This window comes from Candidatus Accumulibacter cognatus (assembly GCF_000584975.1).
Lineage (GTDB): Bacteria > Pseudomonadota > Gammaproteobacteria > Burkholderiales > Rhodocyclaceae > Accumulibacter > Accumulibacter cognatus.
The window spans coordinates 77,492-98,243 of sequence record NZ_JDST02000030.1 but is presented as its reverse complement, the minus strand read 5'-3'; the positions used below and the strand labels follow the sequence as shown (position 1 = coordinate 98,243).

Annotated in this window: 17 protein-coding genes; 11 read left to right on the top strand and 6 right to left on the bottom strand. The window is 58.1% G+C overall.

All coding sequences use genetic code 11. The features are described 5' to 3' along the window. Positions 1-393 precede the first annotated feature (393 nt). Positions 394-2,310: a phosphomethylpyrimidine synthase ThiC gene (gene thiC, locus AW06_RS06535; protein ID WP_034947430.1), complete on the top strand. Its 1,917-nt coding sequence runs from the start codon at positions 394-396 to the stop codon at positions 2,308-2,310. Between the two features lie 98 nt (positions 2,311-2,408). Here thiC and AW06_RS06530 read toward each other — a convergent pair whose 3' ends face one another. Then, positions 2,409-2,744: a DUF1840 domain-containing protein gene (locus AW06_RS06530; protein WP_034947427.1), complete on the bottom strand. Its 336-nt coding sequence runs from the start codon at positions 2,742-2,744 to the stop codon at positions 2,409-2,411. Positions 2,745-2,841: 97 nt separating this feature from the next. Here AW06_RS06530 and AW06_RS06525 point away from each other — a divergent pair, with 97 nt between their 5' ends. Both AW06_RS06525 and AW06_RS06520 read left to right on the top strand, forming a co-directional pair. Continuing rightward, on the top strand, positions 2,842-3,549 hold the full coding sequence (locus AW06_RS06525; RefSeq protein ID WP_034947424.1) for a 16S rRNA pseudouridine(516) synthase: 708 nt from the start codon (positions 2,842-2,844) through the stop codon (positions 3,547-3,549). 70 nt (positions 3,550-3,619) lie between these two features. Further along, positions 3,620-4,531: a hydrogen peroxide-inducible genes activator gene (locus AW06_RS06520; protein ID WP_034947421.1), complete on the top strand. Its 912-nt coding sequence runs from the start codon at positions 3,620-3,622 to the stop codon at positions 4,529-4,531. A gap of 73 nt (positions 4,532-4,604) precedes the next feature. Here the strand turns inward: AW06_RS06520 and AW06_RS06515 are convergent, their stop codons facing one another. The 3 genes from AW06_RS06515 to AW06_RS06505 all read right to left on the bottom strand — a co-directional run bounded on the left by AW06_RS06515 (position 4,605) and on the right by AW06_RS06505 (position 9,402). Further along, the gene (locus AW06_RS06515) at positions 4,605-7,205 is read right to left on the bottom strand and encodes a DNA topoisomerase III (RefSeq protein ID WP_034947418.1); all 2,601 of its coding nucleotides are present in this window, start codon (positions 7,203-7,205) and stop codon (positions 4,605-4,607) included. Between the two features lie 89 nt (positions 7,206-7,294). Then, entirely contained in the window at positions 7,295-8,383 is a 1,089-nt protein-coding gene (gene dprA / locus AW06_RS06510) for a DNA-processing protein DprA (RefSeq protein ID WP_034947415.1), read from the bottom strand. A gap of 2 nt (positions 8,384-8,385) precedes the next feature. Beyond that, positions 8,386-9,402: a LysM domain-containing protein gene (locus tag AW06_RS06505; RefSeq protein WP_034947412.1), complete on the bottom strand. Its 1,017-nt coding sequence runs from the start codon at positions 9,400-9,402 to the stop codon at positions 8,386-8,388. A gap of 171 nt (positions 9,403-9,573) precedes the next feature. On the opposite strand from AW06_RS06505, the gene def reads away from it, so the two are divergent. From def to htpX, 3 genes are all read left to right on the top strand, one after another. Continuing rightward, positions 9,574-10,077: a peptide deformylase gene (gene def, locus AW06_RS06500; RefSeq protein WP_034947409.1), complete on the top strand. Its 504-nt coding sequence runs from the start codon at positions 9,574-9,576 to the stop codon at positions 10,075-10,077. After that, the gene (fmt, locus tag AW06_RS06495) at positions 10,074-11,000 is read left to right on the top strand and encodes a methionyl-tRNA formyltransferase (protein WP_034947406.1); all 927 of its coding nucleotides are present in this window, start codon (positions 10,074-10,076) and stop codon (positions 10,998-11,000) included. The genes def and fmt overlap by 4 nt, the downstream gene beginning before the upstream one ends. Before the next feature lie 68 nt (positions 11,001-11,068). Beyond that, the gene (htpX, locus tag AW06_RS06490) at positions 11,069-11,917 is read left to right on the top strand and encodes a zinc metalloprotease HtpX (protein WP_034947485.1); all 849 of its coding nucleotides are present in this window, start codon (positions 11,069-11,071) and stop codon (positions 11,915-11,917) included. Between the two features lie 67 nt (positions 11,918-11,984). Here the strand turns inward: htpX and AW06_RS06485 are convergent, their stop codons facing one another. Both AW06_RS06485 and AW06_RS06480 read right to left on the bottom strand, forming a co-directional pair. Further along, a complete protein-coding gene (locus tag AW06_RS06485) occupies positions 11,985-12,920 on the bottom strand; it encodes a S1/P1 nuclease (RefSeq protein WP_273704445.1) in 936 nt (311 codons plus the stop codon). Further along, on the bottom strand, positions 12,910-13,809 hold the full coding sequence (locus AW06_RS06480; protein ID WP_034947483.1) for a cation diffusion facilitator family transporter: 900 nt from the start codon (positions 13,807-13,809) through the stop codon (positions 12,910-12,912). The genes AW06_RS06485 and AW06_RS06480 overlap by 11 nt, the downstream gene beginning before the upstream one ends. 217 nt (positions 13,810-14,026) lie before the next feature. On the opposite strand from AW06_RS06480, the gene rsmB reads away from it, so the two are divergent. Genes rsmB through trkA form a run of 5 tightly spaced genes read left to right on the top strand, consistent with a single transcriptional unit; the run spans position 14,027 to position 20,741 of the window. Then, a complete protein-coding gene (gene rsmB, locus AW06_RS06475; protein ID WP_034947398.1) occupies positions 14,027-15,262 on the top strand; it encodes a 16S rRNA (cytosine(967)-C(5))-methyltransferase RsmB in 1,236 nt (411 codons plus the stop codon). Continuing rightward, positions 15,237-15,860 carry a DUF4390 domain-containing protein gene (locus AW06_RS06470; RefSeq protein WP_046535051.1) on the top strand — a complete coding sequence of 208 codons (624 nt, stop codon included), beginning with the start codon at positions 15,237-15,239 and terminating at the stop codon, positions 15,858-15,860. The genes rsmB and AW06_RS06470 overlap by 26 nt, the downstream gene beginning before the upstream one ends. Further along, complete coding sequence (locus AW06_RS06465; protein WP_034947396.1) at positions 15,857-18,010, top strand: ATP-binding protein; 2,154 nt, start codon at positions 15,857-15,859, stop codon at positions 18,008-18,010. Before AW06_RS06470 ends, AW06_RS06465 begins: the two co-directional genes overlap by 4 nt. A 2-nt stretch (positions 18,011-18,012) precedes the next feature. Continuing rightward, complete coding sequence (locus tag AW06_RS06460; protein WP_034947393.1) at positions 18,013-19,275, top strand: response regulator; 1,263 nt, start codon at positions 18,013-18,015, stop codon at positions 19,273-19,275. A gap of 26 nt (positions 19,276-19,301) precedes the next feature. Then, a complete protein-coding gene (gene trkA, locus AW06_RS06455) occupies positions 19,302-20,741 on the top strand; it encodes a Trk system potassium transporter TrkA (RefSeq protein ID WP_324545106.1) in 1,440 nt (479 codons plus the stop codon). The last annotated feature ends 11 nt before the right edge of the window (positions 20,742-20,752 follow it).

Sequence of the window (20,752 nt, the reverse complement as noted above, 5' to 3'; positions counted from 1 at the left end):
GAATCCCCGTGGGGACGCCAAGTCAAGCAGGCTCGCTGCGACTGCCGGAAAGCCAGCGTTCTGTGGTCATTGGCCCCAGGCAGCGACCATTAGCTCCTTCCACCTGTTTCCCGCCCCCATGTAACTCCTCTTCCACACGTCGTTCCGACGCTTCCGTGGGCTGTCGATATTCTTGCTAAAGCCTGGCATTTCCAGTAAGTTGCGCGGACATATCGGGGTGCCAAGTCAATCAAGGCGAGAGTTCTCGAACCTGTACGGGTCGTGTGGCGCAGGGAGGCGGATGGATGCATCCGGTTGGTTGCGCTATTTGGTTTGCCTCAGTCGTTTCGCTAAGCCCTTGTCTACCGTACGTTTCAGCAGCGCTTTCGCCATACTCCTTCGCAAGGAAACACCATGAACGCTAACGAAAAATTCATTGCCGCCGACGCTCATGTGGACGAGGCCGCGATCAAGCCGCTGCCCAATTCCCGCAAGATTTTCGTGGTCGGCAGCCGTCCCGACATTCGCGTACCGATGCGCGAGATTGCGCAGTCGGACACCGACACGGCTTTTGGAGGAGAGAAAAACCCGCCAATCTATGTCTATGACTGTTCCGGACCCTATTCCGAGCCACAGGCAAGCATCGACATCCGCCAGGGGCTGCCGGCCCTGCGTGCGCAGTGGATTGCCGAGAGAGCTGATAGCGAGCCGCTGTCCGGCTTGAGTTCTGCCTTCGGTCGCCTCCGCGCGACCGATAGTGCCCTTGAAGAATTGCGCTTTCCAGGCCTGCAGCGTTGCCCCCGGCGTGCCAGGGCAGGGGCCAATGTCAGCCAGATGCACTATGCACGGCGAGGCATCATCACACCGGAGATGGAGTTTGTCGCGATCCGGGAAAATAACAACCGCCGCAGCTACATCGAGCAGCTCCAGGCTTCGGGTCCGCAAGGGATACGTCTTTCCGAAATTCTCTGTCGTCAGCATCCCGGCAACAGTTATGGCGCCAGTATTCCGGACGAAATCAGTCCGGAGTTCGTACGCTCTGAAGTTGCGCAGGGCAGGGCGATCATACCGTGCAACATCAACCATCCGGAAAGCGAGCCGATGATCATTGGCCGCAACTTTCTTACCAAAATCAATGCCAACATCGGCAACTCGGCGCTTGGTTCGAGCATCCAGGAGGAAGTTGAAAAAATGACCTGGGCCATCCGCTGGGGTGGCGACACCGTGATGGATCTGTCGACCGGGAAGAATATCCATGAAACACGCGAGTGGATCATTCGCAACAGTCCGGTGCCGATCGGAACGGTACCGATCTACCAGGCTCTCGAAAAAGTCAATGGCAAAGCCGAAGACCTGAACTGGGAAATTTTCCGCGACACGCTGATCGAACAAGCCGAGCAGGGGGTGGATTACTTCACGATCCATGCTGGTGTGCTTTTACGTTATGTGCCACTGACTGCCGGACGCCTGACCGGAATCGTTTCGCGAGGGGGATCGATCATGGCGAAGTGGTGTCTTGCCCATCACCGGGAAAGCTTTCTCTACACCCACTTCGAGGAAATCTGCGAGATCATGAAGGCCTATGATGTATCCTTCAGCCTCGGTGATGGATTGCGTCCGGGGTCGATCTACGATGCCAACGACGAGGCCCAAATCAGTGAGTTGAAGACTCTTGGGGAGCTTACAGATATCGCCTGGAAGCACGATGTGCAGGTGATGATCGAGGGGCCCGGCCATGTACCGATGCACATGATCAAGGAGAACATGGATCTGCAGCTTGCTTACTGCAAGGAAGCCCCTTTCTACACTCTGGGACCGTTGACGACTGACATTGCGCCCGGTTACGACCATATCACCAGCGGTATCGGTGCGGCGATGATCGGTTGGTTCGGTACAGCCATGCTCTGCTACGTGACCCCCAAGGAACATCTGGGTCTTCCTGACAAGAACGATGTCAAGACCGGGATCATCACCTATAAGCTGGCTGCTCATGCTGCCGACCTAGCCAAGGGTCATCCTGGTGCGCAGATCCGTGACAACGCCTTATCCAAGGCGCGCTTCGAATTTCGTTGGGAAGATCAATTCAACCTGGGACTAGACCCTGACAAGGCGCGTGAGTTTCATGATGAAACCTTGCCCAAGGACTCGGCGAAAGTCGCGCATTTTTGCTCGATGTGTGGTCCTCATTTTTGCTCCATGAAGATTACTCAGGAAGTGAGGGAGTTTGCCATTGAGCAGGGGGTGAGCGAAGCCGAGGCGCTGGCGAAGGGAATGGCAGGCAAAGCCATCGAATTCGTCGAGGCCGGCGCTGAGGTATACCGAAAGATCTGAACCGTCAGCAACCGATGCCGGCAATACATTCAGTCAACTAACATCAAGGCTGGCAGTGATGCCGATGACAGGCGGGTCGGTCTTCCCCGCCCTGCGCTTCAGAAGTCCTTGGCAGCCTCCCAAAGGACGAAGCCATCCTCTTTTCGGGTCCACTCGAGCAGTTCGATCATTGGGTAGGCGCGTTGGCCAAATCCGATTGGTGAGGGGTCTTGCTCGTTGCTGCCATCTTCGTTGTCAGCCTCGCTATGGTTGGTGGAATGACTCGTGTGTTCCACGCTGGCGACACGCAGACGCTCGATCGCTTCGGGCAGTTGCTCGGTGGTGATGACGCCGCGGGCGCTGCAGTCCTTACCGACCAGCTCGAGCAATTGACGGGCAACCTGGGCAAACATCATGATCTGACCGGAGGTGCTTGATGTAAACTTGACCAGCATGAGGGGAATCTCCGTGGAATTGATGGATGGCAACGATATCTATTGTTGCAGTTGACGGATCAGACAACAATAGCCATGGGCGTATTATTGGTCTTGAATGGAACTTGAACGCTTGCTCAGATCGCAGGGCTTTGGCAGCCGGGCAGAGTGCCGTGTTCGAGTCCTCGCAGGCCGCGTCAAGGTCGCCGGAGATGTCTGCGTAGATCCCTACGCGCACTTCGAACCGGCGGGGCTGAGCTTTACCGTCGATGGCGAGCCGTGGAACTATCGCGAGTTTGTCTACCTTGCGATGAACAAGCCAGCGGGTTATGAATGCTCGCGTCGACCACAACATTACCCTAGCGTCTATTCGCTGCTTCCGCAGCCGCTGGTGACACGAGGCGTCCAGACAGTTGGTCGCCTTGACCAGGACAGCACGGGCCTGCTGCTGCTGTCTGACGATGGTCAATTCATCCATACTTTTACCTCGCCACGCAAGCGGGTTCCTAAAGTGTATGAGGTCACGACTAGGCATATGGTCGATGATGCACAGGTGATGGCCCTACTCAACGGCGTGGAATTACATGACGATGCCAAACCGGTCGGAGCGGTGGCGTGCATTAGGATGGACGAAAAGAGATTGCGTTTGACTGTTACCGAGGGGAAATACCATCTGGTGAAGCGGATGATTGCCGCTGCCGGCAATCGTGTGGAGGCCCTGCATCGCATAACGGTGGGTGGATTTTCGTTACCACTGGCATTGCCAGTAGGCCAGTGGATGTGGCTGGGGTCGCCAGAGCTGGAGCTTCTGGCGCAACGGGGATGAGGCAATGGCCGGTAAGCTTGCCGCCGGAATTGATCCAGCTCATGAGTAATCCGAACCAGGGTTCATTGCGATGACACTGACCGAACTGCGTTATATCGTTACGCTTGCCCGAGAGAGGCACTTCGGGCGCGCAGCCGAGAAGTGCCACGTCAGCCAGCCAACGCTTTCGGTAGCACTGAAAAAGGTCGAGCAGCGGCATGGTGTCATCCTGTTCGAGCGTTCATCCGCTGATGTACGGCTGACAATGATTGGCGAACAGATTGCGATACAGGCTGAGCGGGTGCTTGAGGAAGCAGGCAGGATCAGGGAGATCGTTGCACAGGGAAAGGATCCCTTGTCTGGGCCATTGCGCCTTGGCGTCATCTATACTATTGCGCCTTACCTTCTGCCGCGTCTGATTCCGTCCTTGCATTCCCGCGCACCGCGGATGCCACTCTATCTACACGAGAACTTTACCGTCAACCTGACGGCGCAGTTGCGTCGGGGTGATCTCGATGTGATTGTCGTGGCCTTGCCATTTGATGAGCCGGGGATTGTCTCTAGAGTGGTGTATGAGGAGCCATTTTATGTTGTGATGCCGACCGGACATCCTTTAGCCATGGAGTCCTTGATCGCTCCCGAGCATGTGGCTGCGGAAAATCTTTTGCTTCTCGGGATTGGCAATTGTTTTCGGGATCAGGTCGTACAGGCTTGCCCACAGCTTTCGGCGCCTGGCGGAACAGTGGGTGCGCTTGAAGGAAGTTCTCTCGAAACGGTTCGTTACATGGTGGCTAGCGGCGCGGGTATATCGATCGTGCCGGCATCGGCCGCAGCATCGTGGCCCCAGCAAGATCCCTTGCTGTTGTTTCGCCATTTCACTGAGCCTGTCCCTGTGCGGAGGGTAGTCATCGCCTGGCGAGCGACTTTCCCCAGGCCGCAGGCAATCGACGTGTTGCGGGCAGCCATCCTGGACGCTCCTCCGCCAGGGGTGCTTCGAGCATGACAGCGCAGGCGCTTGGCAACTCGGCAAGCAGCCTGCGCTGCCATGTTTCACGTGAAACAGGTGTCGGCCTGTTTCACGTGGCCTGACCAGAGGTCTTCCTGCGATTCGCTGTTGCCGCAGAAGCGTTGGACGGTATCGTGGAGCTTGTCGGGGCAGGTGCTCCCTTGGTCGATTTTGCTGCTGATTTTGGCGTACGCTTCTCGAACTCAAAGCCGACCTTTCCATCGGCTCCGCGTACCAGGTAAGCCGAGAATTTTCGACGAGTACGTGCAGAGATGAAATCTCTGAGTAAATCAGTACGCCCAGTGTCAAGAAGTTTCCGCATTTGTTCGGGTTCAATCGGTTGTTGAAGAATGATCGTTCCTGAACGGAAGTCACAGCTTTTCACTGGCCCAACAGATTTCTCGCAGACATAGGCCATGCCCTGAGCAAACACGCGTGCCGCGCATTTAGGGCAGGCACCCAGGGATTCACTGTCTGAGAAATCGACTGCTTCGACGGAACCTTCATCGCTGGCGGCACCTTGCCCGAAGTCAAACTCCGGAGCGTTTTCAGCGTTAAGGAGGACGATGGTGTTGAAAGGTCGACCCATTTTGTTCCTAAAGCCGCTCAAGGGGCCGATTTTGCGCTTGGTGAGTAATTCTTCGATCTCGGTTGCTTCGAATTGTCGGCCGGCGACAATTTTCCATAGAGCGAAATCGCAAGCCTGGCACTGAAATTTCTTGTAGGTCTCCTTGATCAATCCACCGCATTTTGGGCAAGGGGTCGCAAGTGCTCCGAAATCCCCGGGAATGCTGTCGCTGTCGTAACTTTTTGCGCGGTCCACAATATGTTGAGTCATTGCCGCGATCTCTTTCATGAATTCTCTGCGCGACATCTCTCCTCGTTCCATGCGCGCAAGCTTCCATTCCCATTCGCCGGTGAGTTCGGGAGCGGTCAACTCGCGGATACCCAGACCGTTCAGGAGTGTCATCAGTGAAAATGCCTTGGCAGTTGGCTGAAGTTCACGGCCTTCTCTAAGAAGGTACTGTTCGGAAAGCAGGTTTTCGATGATCTGGGCGCGTGTGGCTGGGGTACCCAGGCCGCGACCTGCCATTGCCGCCCGCAACTCTTCGTCGTCCATGGCCTTGCCGGCGCTCTCCATGGCCGTCAACAAGCTGGCTTCTGAGTAGCGGGCCGGTGGTTTGGTTTGATGGGCGCTCAACAGCATTTCTGTAGCCATGACTTTCTCCCCTGGTGCAACGGCAACCAGATTGCCTTCGCCATCAGACTGCGCATCACGACCATAGACTGCCAGCCAACCCGGGTTGACCAAAACCCTGCCTTCGGTTTTGAATGGCTCGGACTGGACACGCGAAATGCGGGTGGTGATCAGAAACTCCGCAGCCGGATAGAATACGGCCAGAAAGCGCTTGACTACCATGTCGTACAGTTTCGACTCGGGTTCGGACAGATGTTTTGGAGCCTGGAGCGTAGGAATGATCGCGAAATGATCTGAAACCTTGGCGTTGTTGAATATCCGTTTGTTCGGAATGACCCAGTGACTGTCCAGGATCTTTTTTGCAAAAGGCGCATAGCGAGCCAGCACCGCTTCGTCGTGACCTTTGCCGACTCCCTCTCCGGTAAGCATCAAGAGCGTGCTGCTGACCGTCGAAATATAGTCCTCGGGTAGCGCGCGCGAATCGGTACGTGGATAGGTGAGGACCTTGTGCTTTTCATAAAGCGCCTGCGCCAGGCCAAGGGTGAGCTTGGCGGAGAAACCGTAGCGCCCGTTGGCCTCGCGTTGAAGGCTGGTCAGATCAAACAGCAACGGTGATAGTTGTGTCGAAGCCTTCGATTCCTCGCTGACCTCCCCCATCTTGCTTGCGCATTTCTCTTGCAGCAAGAGGCCTCTGGTCTCATCCCAGAGGCGATCAGCGCGTGCATGTTCGTCTTCCTCCTTGCCCTTGAATTTTTCGTCGAACCATTTGCCTCGGTACTCTCCGGCGTCACAGACAAAGACTCCCTCAAGCTCCCAGTAGGGGCGAGGTTTGAACTTGCGTATGCGATCCTCGCGTTCGACGATCAGTGCGAGTGATGGTGTTTGAACGCGACCGACAGTAGTCAGGTGGAAACCGCCAGTCTTGGAGTTGAAGGCGGTCATCGCGCGCGTACCGTTGATTCCGACCAGCCAGTCGGATTCCGATCGACATACCGCAGCGTCCCCCAGTCCTCGCATATCTTCGCCTTTTCGCAAGTGCATGAAGCCTTCCTTGATGGCTTGCGGAGTCATTGACTGTAACCACAAGCGCTCTACAGGTTTGCCATTGCCAGCATGCTGGGTGATGTAGTTGAAGATCAATTCCCCTTCACGTCCAGCGTCACAGGCGTTTACCAGACTGATCACGTCCTTGCGCTTGATGAGACGGATCAATAGCTTGAGGCGCGACTCGGTCTTGGCAATTGGCTGCAAGGTAAAGTGGGGTGGTATCACTGGCAGATGGGCGAATGACCATTTGCCGCGCTTGACCTCATATTCTTCGGGACAAGCCAGTTCCAGCAGGTGACCAATGGCCGACGAAAGGACGTAATCGTCATTCTCGAAGTAGTCTTCGTGCCGAACGAATCCACCCAGGGCGCGCGCAAGGTCGGCGGCGACGGAAGGCTTCTCGGTGATGATCAGTTTCTTGCTCATGGGGGGGTCTTCATCAGCCGGGGAGGGTGGCGAAATCAGTCATCGGAGGATTGGCTGAGTGGGTCATCATGATTCTGGCGGAGAGGCTCTCAGTTGTGGGAAATGCGTTGATAGCGGCCTCCAGGCAAACTGCCAACCTGGCCATTCATTTCCAAGTGCAGCAGCATCACCGAAACCACGTCAGCCGTCAAGCCACTGCGTTCTACGAGTTCGTCCAGGGCGCAAGGATCAAAACCCATGCTCAGCAATAGATCGTTAGTCTGGTCACCACTTGCCGGGGAAACTTTTTGCCGGGGAGAAATGCTGAACCAATGTAGCTCGTCGAGTACATCCTGTACGGTTTCGACAAGCTTCGCGCCCTGTTTGATCAATTGATGGCAGCCGCGTGCCTGCGGGGAGTGAATCGATCCGGGAATGGCAAAGACTTCGCGACCCTGCTCGGCGGCCAGGCGTGCGGTGATCAAGGAGCCACTTTCGGTCGTTGCTTCGACTACCAGCACACCGCGCGAGAAACCCGATATCAGGCGGTTTCGGCGAGGGAAGTTGGCGGCAATGGCGGGAGTGCTCAAGCGAAACTCCGAGATGATCGTGCCATAGTCCTCGATTTCGTGCGCCAGGCCTCGGTTTGCGGACGGGTAGAGGCGATCAATACCGGTGCCGATGAATGCAACGGTGTTGCCCGAAACCCTCAGTGCGCCGCGATGAGCGGCTGCATCTATCCCCAGGGCAAGGCCGCTGGTAATCGTCAGCTGGGCATCGGCAAGGGCGGCAGCAAAGCGTTCGGCATTACTAATCCCTTGTGGTGTAGGGTTGCGGCTACCGACTATTGCCAAGGCAGGCGTATTGAGCAGATCGAGACGGCCACGAACATAGAGCAGCGTCGGTGGGTCGGGTATTTGCAGCAGCGACTGGGGATATTCGGCGTCGGCCAGGCACAGCAGGTGCTGACCAGGCTTCTCCGACCAGCGCAAAGCTTCCTCAATCATGAGCTGATTGTCGGTATCAAGCACCAGGCTTGCGGTCTTGTCGCCCACAACATTGCGCAACGCGCTGCGACTCGCAAGGAAGACGGCTTCCGGAAGTCCGAAAGCGCTTAACAGCTTGCGCTGGGTCTCGCCGCCAATGCCCGGAATCAGCGTCAGTCGTAGCCAGTTCGCCAACGACTCGGCCGCATTCATTCCTAGGGTGTACGAGCGAAGTCGTTGACGTCCACGGTACTCTCAGACTGAACTACCAAACCGTACGATAGACGCTCAAATATCCGAAAGACGAACAGCAAGCCAATCCGTTCCGGAGGGATCGGTACCCTCACCTTTGTATCGTTCTCATCACGTTCAACTACCGTACGATTACGTTCGAGCGCCAGGACATGCCCAATCTCGATCCCGTCCCTGGCTCCACGGTTGAGCGTGACAATTGACCCTCGGCCTGCGGTGTCGACGCCGCCATAGACTGAAATCACTCGACCATTGACCTGAAATCTAGGTTTGTGTGGCACGTAGGCAACCAGCGGGGGACGTATCGCCGGCAGCAGGCGATCGCCACGGCCGATCTCCTGTTTCATCGTGACTACTTCAAAGGTTGCGGGGTTGCCAGGTTCGAGCTGCCTTGCGGTGCCAAGATAGAAAGCTTCGTAACCGAGGATCTGGTTATTGTCAGGGTCGTGTAATGGCCTGCCGTTGCGATAGATTTGCCAGTCTGGCCTGGACGGGTCGGCGCCGGCGACGTAGGCGAGGTCTCCATTGCCAAGGTAGACTCTGTCCTGCTGCGTTGCAACGATGCGTGCTGCTCGGTCGAGGCTGGAGACTTCGACGATCAGCGGGTCTGAGAGAAATGGCCTGATGAGGTTGGGTGGAATCGCAGGGATTTCATCCTTGACACCCGTCGAGTATATCTGAGGTACTAGCCGGATGCTTTGCAGACGCAACCGGGGTGTGCCCTGCACATCGCGTTCGAGAACAATCACATCGCCGGGGTAGATACGGTGCGGGTTGCTGATCTCTTCCTCATTCATTCGCCAGATTTCTGGCCATCTCCAGGGTTCTTTCAGGAATTTTCCGGCAAGGCCCCATAAGGTATCACCCGGCACTACGATATGGCGGTTCGGGGCACCCTCGGCCAACTGGATTTCCTGCCCGACGGCGCCACAGAGCGCACTGATCATGGCCAGAATGAACGCGGACATAATGCGGATCATCGTGTTATCCTCGTAGGAGCGGTTGGGGAACTCCCGGTCGAGATTTCTGTCCCATACGGTCATTTACCCAGTCTGCGCCAAAGTCATCGCTGGCGCCGTGCCAACGACGTCGGCATTGCCAAGACACCGTGCTGGATTTTGCACGTAGTTACTTCTTCGATCAAGCTTTTTATGTCTCTACTACCGATACTCCGCTTTCCCGATCCTCGCCTGAAGAAACTTGCGGTGTGCGTTCAAGAGGTGGACGACAGCATTCGTCGCTTGGCCCGTGACATGGCCGAAACCATGTATGAAGCGCCCGGGATTGGTCTTGCTGCCACGCAGGTGGATGTACACCAACGCGTGATCGTCATTGATGCCTCCGAAACCAGAGATCAGTTGCTGACCCTGGTCAACCCGGAAATCATTCTGCAGGATGGCCTACAGGTCTGTGAAGAAGGGTGCCTGTCGGTACCCGGGATTTACGACAAGGTCGAAAGGGCGGAACGTGTCGTTGTTCGCTACCTTGATCTGACCGGACACGAACAGATTGTCGAGGCAGTGGGTTTGTTGTCGGTATGCCTGCAGCACGAAATCGATCATTTGCAAGGGCGCGTCTTTGTCGACCACCTGTCGCAATTGAAACAGTCGCGCATCAGGAACAAGCTCGCCAAGCAGGCCCGCATCACCGCATGAAACTCGTCTTTGCCGGCACGCCGGAATTCGCTGCGCTTTCCCTGCAGGCTATCATTGCCGCGGGACATCAGGTGGTATTGGTTCTGACCCAGCCGGATCGCGCTGCCGGGCGCGGGCTTGCACTACATGCGTCGCCAGTCAAACAACTGGCGGAGGCATCGGGAATCGAGGTCTTTCAGCCGCCGACCTTACGGGATGCCTTGGTACAGGAGCGGATACGCACGGCTGAAGCCGAAGCGATCGTCGTTGCCGCCTATGGGCTGATATTCCCACAAGCAGTGCTCGACATGCCACGCTTTGGCTGTATCAACATTCATGCTTCGTTGCTGCCACGTTGGCGAGGTGCCGCACCGGTGCAGCGTGCGCTTCTCGCTGGTGACCAGGAGACCGGCGTGTGCATCATGCAGATGGACGCCGGGCTCGATAGCGGCCCGGTCCTTTTGTCAGCACGGCAGCCGATCAACGAGGACGATACGGCTTCTTCTCTACAGCATCGTTTGGCCGAGCAGGGCGCCTTGCTGATTGTCGAGGCTTTGGCCTGCTTGCCACTGCAGGCCCAGTCGCAACCACAGGCAGGGATTACCTACGCGGCCAAGATCAACAAGGCGGAATCGGCGCTTGACTGGCGTCTTCCAGCGATTCAGCTGGAACGGCAGGTGCGAGCCTTCAACCCCGTTCCGGGTGCGTCGTGTTGTTTCGACGGCAATCTGCTCAAGGTCTGGCGTGCCGAATTGGTGGATGGCGTTGGCCTTCCCGGAGAGATTCTTGCCGTACAGCGAAGAGGCATCGTCGTCGCCTGTGGAGAAGGGGCGCTGCGTCTTGTCGAGTTGCAGAAAGCGGGCGGCAAGCGGCTCACCGCGGCGCAGTTCCTTGCCGGTACGCCGGTCGTGCCGGGTTCCCGGTGTGCGTTGAGCATGCCTTGAAATGTGACATCGACACCCCATCTGGATGTGCAGATGAGAAACAAGCGGTATGGATGGAGGATTTTGAGATGCTCGGCAACTGGCTGAAAACGACTATCCTGATGGCCGCGATTGTCGCGTTGTTCGGCGCCGTGGGGGCGCTCATGGGCGGCAAGTCGGGAATGCTGTTGGCGCTGCTCTTTGGCGGCGCGATGAATTTCTTTGCCTACTGGTTCTCGGATCAGATGGTGCTCAGAATGTACAATGCTCGCGAGGTTGATGAAAGCTCGGCGCCGCAGTTCTACGGCATGGTCAGGGAGCTTTCTCGGCGTGCCGCACTACCGATGCCGAAAGTCTACCTGATCGACGAAGCGCAACCAAATGCATTTGCTACTGGTCGTAACCCGGAAAACGCTGCGGTCGCTGCGACGACGGGAATTCTCCAGTTATTGTCGGCACGCGAGATCCGTGGAGTCATGGCACATGAGTTGGCGCACGTGCAGCATCGCGACATCCTGATCTCTACGATTTCAGCGACCATGGCTGGTGCCATTTCCGCATTGGCAAATTTTGCGGTATTTTTTGGGGGTCGTGATACTGAAGGGCGTCCAAGCAACCCCGTGGCCGGCATCCTTGTCGCCCTGCTGGCGCCGCTAGCTGCGTCGCTGATTCAGATGGCCATCTCTCGGGCGCGCGAGTTTGAGGCCGACCGTGGGGGTGCCGAAATTTGTGGTGATCCGAGGGCGCTCGCCGATGCCTTGATAAGAATTGAAGCCTACGCTCGCGGCATTCCCTTGGCGCCGGCTGAGGCGCATCCTGAAACTGCACAGATGATGATTATGAACCCCTTGTCGGGAGGTGCGATTGCTGGTCTATTCAGCACCCATCCGCCAACCGAAGAAAGGGTGGCTCGGCTACGCGCCATGGTTAGCGGCTAAGGTCAACAGGCCGTTCTTGTTTCACGTGAAACGTTGATTGCTGGCTAGAGCCGTCTTGCCGATCGCACTATCGCAACAACTGTCGCAATAGCGCGGCAAGACGGTAGCCTGCTTCGGTGACACGACGATTGGCGATGGTCAGCGCTTGATTGTGAAAGTCGGCGGTGATCGTTGGCACGGCATCGACTTCCGGTGGATAGGCGTGCTCGCTGGCAATCTGCCAGCTTTCATCGATCCATTGCTCGGGTGTCCCCGTGGCCGCAGGGGCCGGGTGGCGGCTGATCAGGGCAATGACTGTGCTGTGCAATCTGCTGCCGTTCAGCCAGGGAGGGGCCGGCAGATCATCCCAATACCGGTGCAGACTTATCGATGAAGCGTGTGCATGCAAGGGGTTGCTGATCGTCATCTTGTTTCCGCCTTGATCGCTTTGTCCGTCCGGGCCATAGCGGCTTGCCGCGTGCAGTGGTTGATGTGCATCGCCAACAAGGTGGATCAGCCAGGGTAGCGCGTAGGCGCGTGCGCTGAGCTTTTCCTTGCGGTCGCCGACGGTTCGGGCGAGCGCCACCAGTTGTTGATCGATGACGCCTGGCGACGGCAGCAGACGTTCGTATCGGCCCACGGGGCGATCGACGAAATGCCAGTTCAGTCGCCTTTCCATATCGGGGAAACCTGGCTGGGTCGGAGTGGGTTCCTCGCTGCCTGAAGTGTAGAAGCGCTTGTCGCGGCGAATGTCGTCGGGCCAGGTCGAAGCTTCGAGAAATGCTGTCAGGTCAGGGTCGGCGCCATTGGCCCGCAACAGCCATTGCTCGAAATCCGGGTGTTGCCGTAGGATTGTAGCAACTGCATCACGAGTTGGCACGTCCATGGATTCCCATGCGATCATGGCACTGATCCGATGCCCGGCAGCATTCCAGGCAGCAGCCGGCAAAGCCAACGCCCACAGCAGGCTCAGCGGCAACAGCCGCCCAAAGACTCTCGCGGCCATAGTTTGCCTAGCGGTCAAGGTTGATATCGTCCTGTGAGGCTGGATCGTCCAGCGGTTCGAGATGGGTGAATACCGACGTATGCGGGAGTGTTTGACGAATATCGCGTTCAATATTCTCGGCAAGTTGATGAGCACGGTCGATGCTCCACTCTCCCGGTACGAGAACATGCAGGGAAATGAAGCGGCGCGCGCCGGACTCGCGGGTACGCAAGGCATGATAGTCGATGCCCTGCGCACGGTACCGATCCAGGATGGTGAGTACCAGTGCGTACTGCTCCTGCGGCAGGCTGCCATCCATCAGCCCGGAGGTCGTACGTTGCAGCAGGCGCCAGGCAGTCCACACGATATTGCTGGCGACCAGCAGGGCCAGTAGCGGGTCGAGCCACAGCCATCCCGTGGCGGCCACTCCGGCAACGCCAAGAATCACGCCTGCCGATGTCCAGACATCGGTCAGCAGGTGGTATGCGTCGGCCTCGAGGGTGATCGATCGCCGACGCCGACCAGCAAGAAGCAGGATGCGGCCGACGACAAGATTGATCAGCGAGGCCGACACCGATACCATCAGTCCAAGCCCTATTTGCTCGAGTTGCTGCGGATGAAGAAGGCGTTCAACCGCGGCAATGGCGATGGTCGCAGCGGCAAGCAGGATCAGAAGTCCTTCAAATCCACTCGAGAAGTACTCGGCCTTGCCGTGGCCAAAGGCGTGTCCCTCATCTGCGGGCCGTTCGGCGACCGTCAGCATCGCCAGCGCCATCACCGCGCCAGCCAGATTGACCACCGATTCGAGGGCATCCGAGAGTAGGCCGACTGAACCTGTCAGTAGCCAGGCCAATCCCTTCAGCGTGAGCGTAGCGAGCGCTGCGGCGATCGACAGCCATGCGTAGAATTTGAGTGGGGGCGAAGCCATGCACGTATTATCGTCTGTCAGCGACGATCTCGCCATCGCCAGGCATCGTGCTAAACTCGTAGGATCCCAAATCGCAACCAAATTCCCGGCCTTGCCTTCCACTTCTTCCCCTTCGCCGCGCGCGCTGCGCGTGCGCAAACCAACGCTTCCTGAGAACGGTTCTTCACCGTGCCTGGACGGGCCGGCACCATCCACGCTTGCACCGGATTCACTAGCTTTGAGCCTGTCGCTGGCGGCGCGGGTGATGGCACGCGTGCACGCCGGACAGAGCCTGACGCAGGCGCTGGCCATCCTCGGCAAAACGGAGCCAGCAGCCCGTGCTGCAGCCCAGGACGTGGTTTACGGCAGCTTGCGCCGGTACGGTTGTGGTGAGTTCATCCTGCGGCGCCTGCTGCAAAGATCGCTGCCGCATCCAGAAGTGCAGGCACTCCTGCTGGGAGCGCTGTACCGTTTGCAAACGCGTCCTGAATCCGGCTACATGGTGGTCGATCAGGCCGTGGCGGCGGCTAGCGAACTAGCGGGCGGCGGCTTCAAGGGTCTGGTGAATGGCGTGCTGCGAAATTATCTGCGCCAGCGAGAGGTCCTGCATGCAGCCATGCTCGATGATGATGAAGCCGCGCAACAGCATCCTGGCTGGTGGCTGGCACGTCTGCGGCGTTGTTATCCGGAGAGTTGGCAGAACATCGTTGCGGTCGGCAATCTCCCGCCACCGATGACCCTGCGTGTCAATCGGCGACGTGCCACGCTGACTGATTATGCAACACGTCTGCAGAACGCCGGTTTGTCGGCCCGGACGGCGGGAGGCGACGCACTGATCCTTGCCAAACCGGTCTCGGTCGATGCCTTGCCAGGATTCGTCGACGGACTGGTATCGATCCAGGATTTCGGCGCCCAACGTGCTGTACACCTCCTTGCACCCCTCGATGGCCAACGTGTACTCGACGCGTGTGCGGCACCAGGCGGAAAAACCGGGCATCTGCTTGAAATGGCGGACATCCAGCTGCTGGCGCTCGACATCGACGGCAATCGCACACGTCGAATCGAGGATAATTTGCAGCGCCTTGGCCTGCAGGCGAAGGTACGGGTAGCCGATTGTCGAGCGACCGATCAGTGGTGGGATGGCCGGCCGTTCGAGTCCATTCTTGTCGATGTGCCCTGCTCGGCGTCGGGCGTTGCGCGTCGGCACCCGGATATCAAATATCTGCGACGGGAGAGCGATATCAGACGCTTCGCTCGCATCCAGACTGAAATTCTTGACAAGCTTTGGCCACTGCTGAAACCGGGCGGCAAACTGCTCTACGCGACCTGTTCGGTTTTCCCAGAAGAGAACGGTGCGCAGATCGACGCCTTCCTCTTTCGCCAGCCAACCGCCAGGCGCCTGGACGAAGAAAGACTCCTGCCTCAGGAAGAACATGACGGATTCTATTATGCCTTGCTACGGAAAGCGGTTTAGCGCCCTGCTCCTGGGATGGCTGCTGTCTGTTTCGGCTGGCTGTTGGGCTGCCGACATCAGCGTCCGCAACCCGAACATTTCCGCAGGCGACGACGGCTATACACTGGCCGCAGATTTCAACATCAATCTCAACGCCCGACTCGACGAGGCCATAGCCAGGGGCATTACCCTGTATTTTGTCGTCGATTTCGAGTTGAGTCGTTCGCGCTGGTACTGGCTGGACGAACAGGTGATCAGCCGCAGCCAAACTTATCAGCTTTCCTACCATGCGCTGACGCGCCAGTATCGTTTGTCGAGCGGTGCCTTGCACCAGAGCTTCACCTCGCTCGACGATGCGCAACGCATTCTATCGCGATTGCGTAACTGGCAGGTTCTCGACAAAGGATCGCTCAAGGTCGACCAGACTTATCTCGCCGCTGTGCGCATGCGTCTCGACCTGTCGCAGATGCCCAAGACCTTTCAGGTCAACGCCCTGGCCAACCGGGACTGGAACCTTTCTTCCGATTGGGCACGCTGGAACTTCACACCTGTCGAAACAACCCCATTCACAGCAGCAGGTACTCCGACCTTGGCGGCGCCTGGCATGGACGCCAAATGAAAGCACTGATCGTTGCCGCAGCATCGTTTGGCGGCATCCTGCTGTTTCTTCTGGCATCGGCAAGCGCCAATACCGCGCTCTTCGCCAGTCACTACCCGTGGTTGCTCGGGTTGAACGCGATTGTTGCCCTGTCGCTGCTGGCGCTGATTGCCTGGCAATTACAAGCACTCTGGCGAGAACATCGGGCGCAGGTGTTCGGTTCGCGCCTCAAACTTCGCCTGATGTTGATGTTCGGTCTCATGGCTGTCTTGCCCGGGGTGCTGATTTACGCGGTGTCGGTACAGTTCGTCACCAAAAGCATTGAAACCTGGTTTGACGTTCGCGTCGAGAAGGCCCTTGAAGCAGGCCTGAATCTCGGTCGCAGTGCGCTTGAATCCTTGCTCGAAGACCTTGCGGTCAAAGGGCAGGCGATGGCGATGGAACTAGGTGAACGTTCGGAAGCGCAGCGGCGATTCGAGCTCGGTCGCTTGCGTGAGCAGAATGGAGTGCAATCTGCAGCCTTGTTTTCGACCAGTGGCGAGTTGCTGGCAACGGCCACGGGTGATCTCGCCAACCGGCTGCCCGCACAGCCGTCACCCGAACAGTTGCGTCGTGCGCGCAGCGAGCGCAGGTACACGGTCATTGAAAGCAATGGTGAGAAGGACTTCAGCCTGCATGTTCTGGTGCCCGTCGCGCCGCATGGGCTCGGCGCCGAAACGCGCATTCTGCAACTCACGGAGCCTGTACCGAGTGCGCTCGCACTAAATGCCAACAGTGTGCAGGCCGTGTATGCTGATTATCAAGAACTCTCCTTGGGGCGTGAAGGGCTGACCCGGATCTATGCGATGACCCTCACCCTTACCGTTCTTCTGGCGTTGTTCACCGCCATCGCGTTGGCCTTTGTGCTGGCCCGTCGTCTTTCGGCACCCCTGTCAATCCTCGCCGAGGGCACCCAGGCTGTGGCGGCTGGCGACTACACTCCTCGGCAGGCGATCTACAGCCGTGATGAACTGGGCATCCTGACGCGCTCATTCAAGCAGATGACCAGCCAGCTGGATGAGGCGCGACGCGATAACGAACGCCACCGCGCCGAGCTTGAAGCCGCACGCGCCTACCTGGAATCGATTCTGGCCAACCTGTCTGCCGGCGTCCTCGTCTTCGACCGGCGCTTCGTACTGCGGACGGTGAATGAGGGCGCACTGACCATCCTTGTTGACGACTTTGCCGGTCTGCGCGGGGAGGTTGTAGCAGTCTGGCCTCGCCAGCAGGTGTTGGGCCAGGCCATCATTGATGCCTTTGCCGAGGGCCAACGCACGGAATGGCAGGAGCAGATCGAGCTTGAGCATCCCGATGGCCCACCACAGATCCTGCTCCTGCGAGGGACTCAGCTCCCGGATGAATCGCACGGTGGCTATGTCGTTGTTTTCGACGATGTGACGCGACTCGTCGCCGCCCAGCGCAGTGCCGCGTGGGGTGAAGTGGCCAGGCGGCTGGCGCATGAGATCAAGAACCCCTTGACGCCGATTCAGTTATCCGCCGAGCGTCTGCAAATGAAGCTTGCCGACCGGCTCGGCGCTGCCGATGCCGAGATGCTCGCTCGCTCGACCCAAACCATCATCATGCAGGTGCAGGCGATGAAGCGGATGGTCAATGACTTCAGCGATTATGCGCGCATGCCCGCGCCCGAACTGGCGGTAGTCGACCTCAACGTACTGGTCGTCGAAGTGCTCGGTCTCTACGAGACTTCACGCGCCTCGATCGAACGGAATCTCGCCGCCGGACTGCCTCCGGTTTGGGGAGACACCACCCAGTTGAGGCAGATCATCCACAATCTGCTGCGCAACGCCGAAGAGGCGCAGGAGGCCGTAGATTCACCCTGTATCGCGATCAGCACACGCCGTTCCGATCATATGGTCGAACTGCTGGTGAGTGATCTGGGACCAGGTTTTCCACCAGAAATCATGGCGCGAGTCTTCGAGCCCTATGTCACGACCAAGGCACGCGGTACCGGCCTGGGCCTGGCGATCGTCAAGAAGATCGTTGATGAGCATCATGGCCGCATCAGGATCAACAATCGTCAGCCAATCGGTGCCGAGGTCAGCATCATGTTGCCGCTGGCAGCTCTGCCGGCACCCCGGCGACGCGCAAGCCAACTTCCTTCCGAGGTCTGATCATGGCGCAAATACTGATCGTCGATGACGAAATGGGAATTCGCGAATTGTTGTCCGAGATTCTGGCCGATGAAGGCCACTCGGTGTGGTTGGCCGAGAACGCTGCTGCGGCGCGCAAGTTGCGCACCGATAAACGGCCCGATCTGGTCCTGCTGGACATCTGGATGCCCGATACCGATGGAATTTCACTGCTCAAGGAGTGGTCTGCGGGCGGCCTTCTGACGATGCCGGTGGTGATGATGTCGGGTCATGGTACGATCGACTCTGCAGTCGAGGCGACGCGCATTGGCGCCACCGATTTTCTCGAAAAACCGATCGCTCTGCAAAAGCTGCTGCTCACTGTCAAGAAAGCGCTCAAACACGAAACGGTGATGCTCAAGAAACCGTTGACGCTCGATGCTTTCGCTCGCTCCCCATTGCTCAAGGATCTCAAGAAGCGCCTCGAGCAGGCTGCAGCGAAAACCTCGGTACTGCTCCTCAAGAGTGCCTCCGGCAGCATCGCCGAAATTTGCGCGCGAACCTTGCAGACACACCGGGCACCCTGGCTGGATCTGTCGACATCGAGCGCGCCGTTGACGCAGGAAATGCTGCAGAACGCTAGCGGCGGTATCGTTTTCATCTCCGATCTAGCACAGCTCGGAAAGCTGCAGCAGATGAATCTGATCTTTGCGCTTGAAAGGCTCGAAAGACACAATCTGCAGTTGGTTGCTGCGTCGACCCGGCAACTGGCAAACCTGGTCGACGCCGGCTGGGATCCGGGGCTGGTCAATCGCCTGGGTGAAGTCTGGGTAGCGCTACCACAGATCTCAGGCCACGCCGACGACGTTCCCGAGATTGCCACCATGTTGCTGGCCCATCTTGCCGAGCGTGGCGAGGTCCCGCTCAGGCATTTCTCCAGCGGCGCCCAGAACTCACTCCGTTTGCACCATTGGCACGGTGAGTGGGCAGAACTGCTGACGACCGTCAAGAATCTCGCACTCTCGGCGCTCGACGAAGAAATCAGTGCCGATGACGTCGCCCGTATCCTGCAGATCGAGGGCGGACAGATCGGTGCCTCTGCACCCCTGCCGGCGATTTTTTTCGATCAACCGCTGCGCGAAGCCCGCGAGGCCTTCGAAAGGATGTATTTCGAATATCACCTGACCGGCGAACGCGGTAGTATGACGCGTTTGGCAGAAAAGACCGGCCTTGAACGCACCCACCTTTACCGCAAGTTGAAGCAACTTGGGCTCAATGTTGGCCGGCGTGGTGACGAGCGCGAGTAAAGTCTAACCTTGAGGGTTATCGGGGGATCAAGAAAATGCACATCGTCATTCTCGGTGCTGGCCAGGTAGGTGCCAGCGTTGCCGAAAGTCTCGTCTCTGAAAACAACGACATCACGGTGGTCGATAGCGATCATGAACGGCTGGCGCATTTGCAAGATCGCCTTGACTTGCAGACGGTGGTTGGCAACGCGGCGCATCCATCGGTCTTGGCAAATGCCGGTTTGCGTGACGCCGATCTGCTGATCGCCGTTACGCAGAGCGATCAGACCAATCTCGTTGCTTGCAAGGTGGCACACAGCATCTTCAACGTTCCGGCGCGGATCGCCCGGCTGCGTGCTCGCGACTTCCTGGACAGTGAAAAGCTGTTGTCCTCGGAAAATTTCGCTGTCGATTATGCCTTGTGTCCAGAACAGGTCATCACCGAGTATATTGCGCGCCTGGTCGATTTTCCAGAAGCATTGCAGGTTCTGAGTTTTGGCGGCGGCCGTCTGGCGCTCGTCGCCGTTCGTGCCTACGCTGGTGGCCTGCTGGTTGGGCGCCCGATCAAGGATATGTCCGATCATCTGCCGGCGGGAATCGAAGGGCGCATCGCGGCGATCTTTCGTCGCGATGGGGCAATCACGCCGACCGGCGAAACGATCATCGAAGATGGAGATGAAGTCTTCCTGCTGGCAGCCGAAGAACATATCCGGACCATGATGAGAGAACTCCGGCGCTCTCTGGAGCCTGTCCGGCGGGTGATGATCGCCGGCGGTGGCAATATCGGGCTACGTGTCGCCCAGGCGCTCGAGAGCAAGTGCGAGGTAAAGGTTGTCGAACTTGACCGCCGCCGAGCTGAGTTTGTCGCCTCCGCTCTAAAATCGGTGCTGGTACTCAGCGGTGACGCCACCGACGAGGAGTTGTTGCAGCAGGAAGCGATCGATGAAATGGATCTCTTCCTGGCGCTCACCAACGACGATGAAGATAATATCATGGCCGGGTCGCTTGCCAAGCGGATGGGCAGCAAGCGCGTGGTGGCGCTGATCAACCGGCGCGCTTATGCCGAACTCGTCCAGGGCGGGCCGATCGACATCGCGATTTCGCCGGCACAGGTATCGATCGGTACACTACTTACCTACGTCCGTCATGGCGATGTGGCACAGGTTCACAGCTTGCGCCGTGGTGCTGCCGAAGCGCTCGAGATCGTCGCACACGGTGAGCAGAAGAATTCGAAAGTGGTTGGCCGGCGCATCGGTGAGTTGCCGGAGATTGCGGGCGCATTCATCGCGGCGATCGTACGCGATCTCGACAAGAGCCAGGAGGTCGGCTTTTTCGGCCTGGCTAGACAGAAGCAGATGGGCCACGTACTGATCGCCCACAAGGACGTGATGATCGAGTCCGGAGACCACGTGATCGTCTTCTGCCTCGACAAGAAGGTGGTCAAGCAGGTGGAGAAACTGTTCGCAGTCGGTTTCCATTTCTTCTGAGAGGCCCCGCC

Bases quoted from the DNA above. Each gene is read 5' to 3' on its own strand.
- thiC (WP_034947430.1), top strand. From the start codon at position 394: ATGAACGCTAACGAAAAATTCATTGCCGCCGACGCTCATGTGGACGAG.
- AW06_RS06530 (WP_034947427.1), bottom strand. From the start codon at position 2,744: ATGCTGGTCAAGTTTACATCAAGCACCTCCGGTCAGATCATGATGTTT.
- AW06_RS06525 (WP_034947424.1), top strand. From the start codon at position 2,842: ATGGAACTTGAACGCTTGCTCAGATCGCAGGGCTTTGGCAGCCGGGCA.
- AW06_RS06520 (WP_034947421.1), top strand. From the start codon at position 3,620: ATGACACTGACCGAACTGCGTTATATCGTTACGCTTGCCCGAGAGAGG.
- AW06_RS06515 (WP_034947418.1), bottom strand. From the start codon at position 7,205: ATGAGCAAGAAACTGATCATCACCGAGAAGCCTTCCGTCGCCGCCGAC.
- dprA (WP_034947415.1), bottom strand. From the start codon at position 8,383: ATGAATGCGGCCGAGTCGTTGGCGAACTGGCTACGACTGACGCTGATT.
- AW06_RS06505 (WP_034947412.1), bottom strand. From the start codon at position 9,402: ATGATCCGCATTATGTCCGCGTTCATTCTGGCCATGATCAGTGCGCTC.
- def (WP_034947409.1), top strand. From the start codon at position 9,574: ATGTCTCTACTACCGATACTCCGCTTTCCCGATCCTCGCCTGAAGAAA.
- fmt (WP_034947406.1), top strand. From the start codon at position 10,074: ATGAAACTCGTCTTTGCCGGCACGCCGGAATTCGCTGCGCTTTCCCTG.
- htpX (WP_034947485.1), top strand. From the start codon at position 11,069: ATGCTCGGCAACTGGCTGAAAACGACTATCCTGATGGCCGCGATTGTC.
- AW06_RS06480 (WP_034947483.1), bottom strand. From the start codon at position 13,809: ATGGCTTCGCCCCCACTCAAATTCTACGCATGGCTGTCGATCGCCGCA.
- AW06_RS06470 (WP_046535051.1), top strand. From the start codon at position 15,237: ATGCCTTGCTACGGAAAGCGGTTTAGCGCCCTGCTCCTGGGATGGCTG.
- AW06_RS06465 (WP_034947396.1), top strand. From the start codon at position 15,857: ATGAAAGCACTGATCGTTGCCGCAGCATCGTTTGGCGGCATCCTGCTG.
- AW06_RS06460 (WP_034947393.1), top strand. From the start codon at position 18,013: ATGGCGCAAATACTGATCGTCGATGACGAAATGGGAATTCGCGAATTG.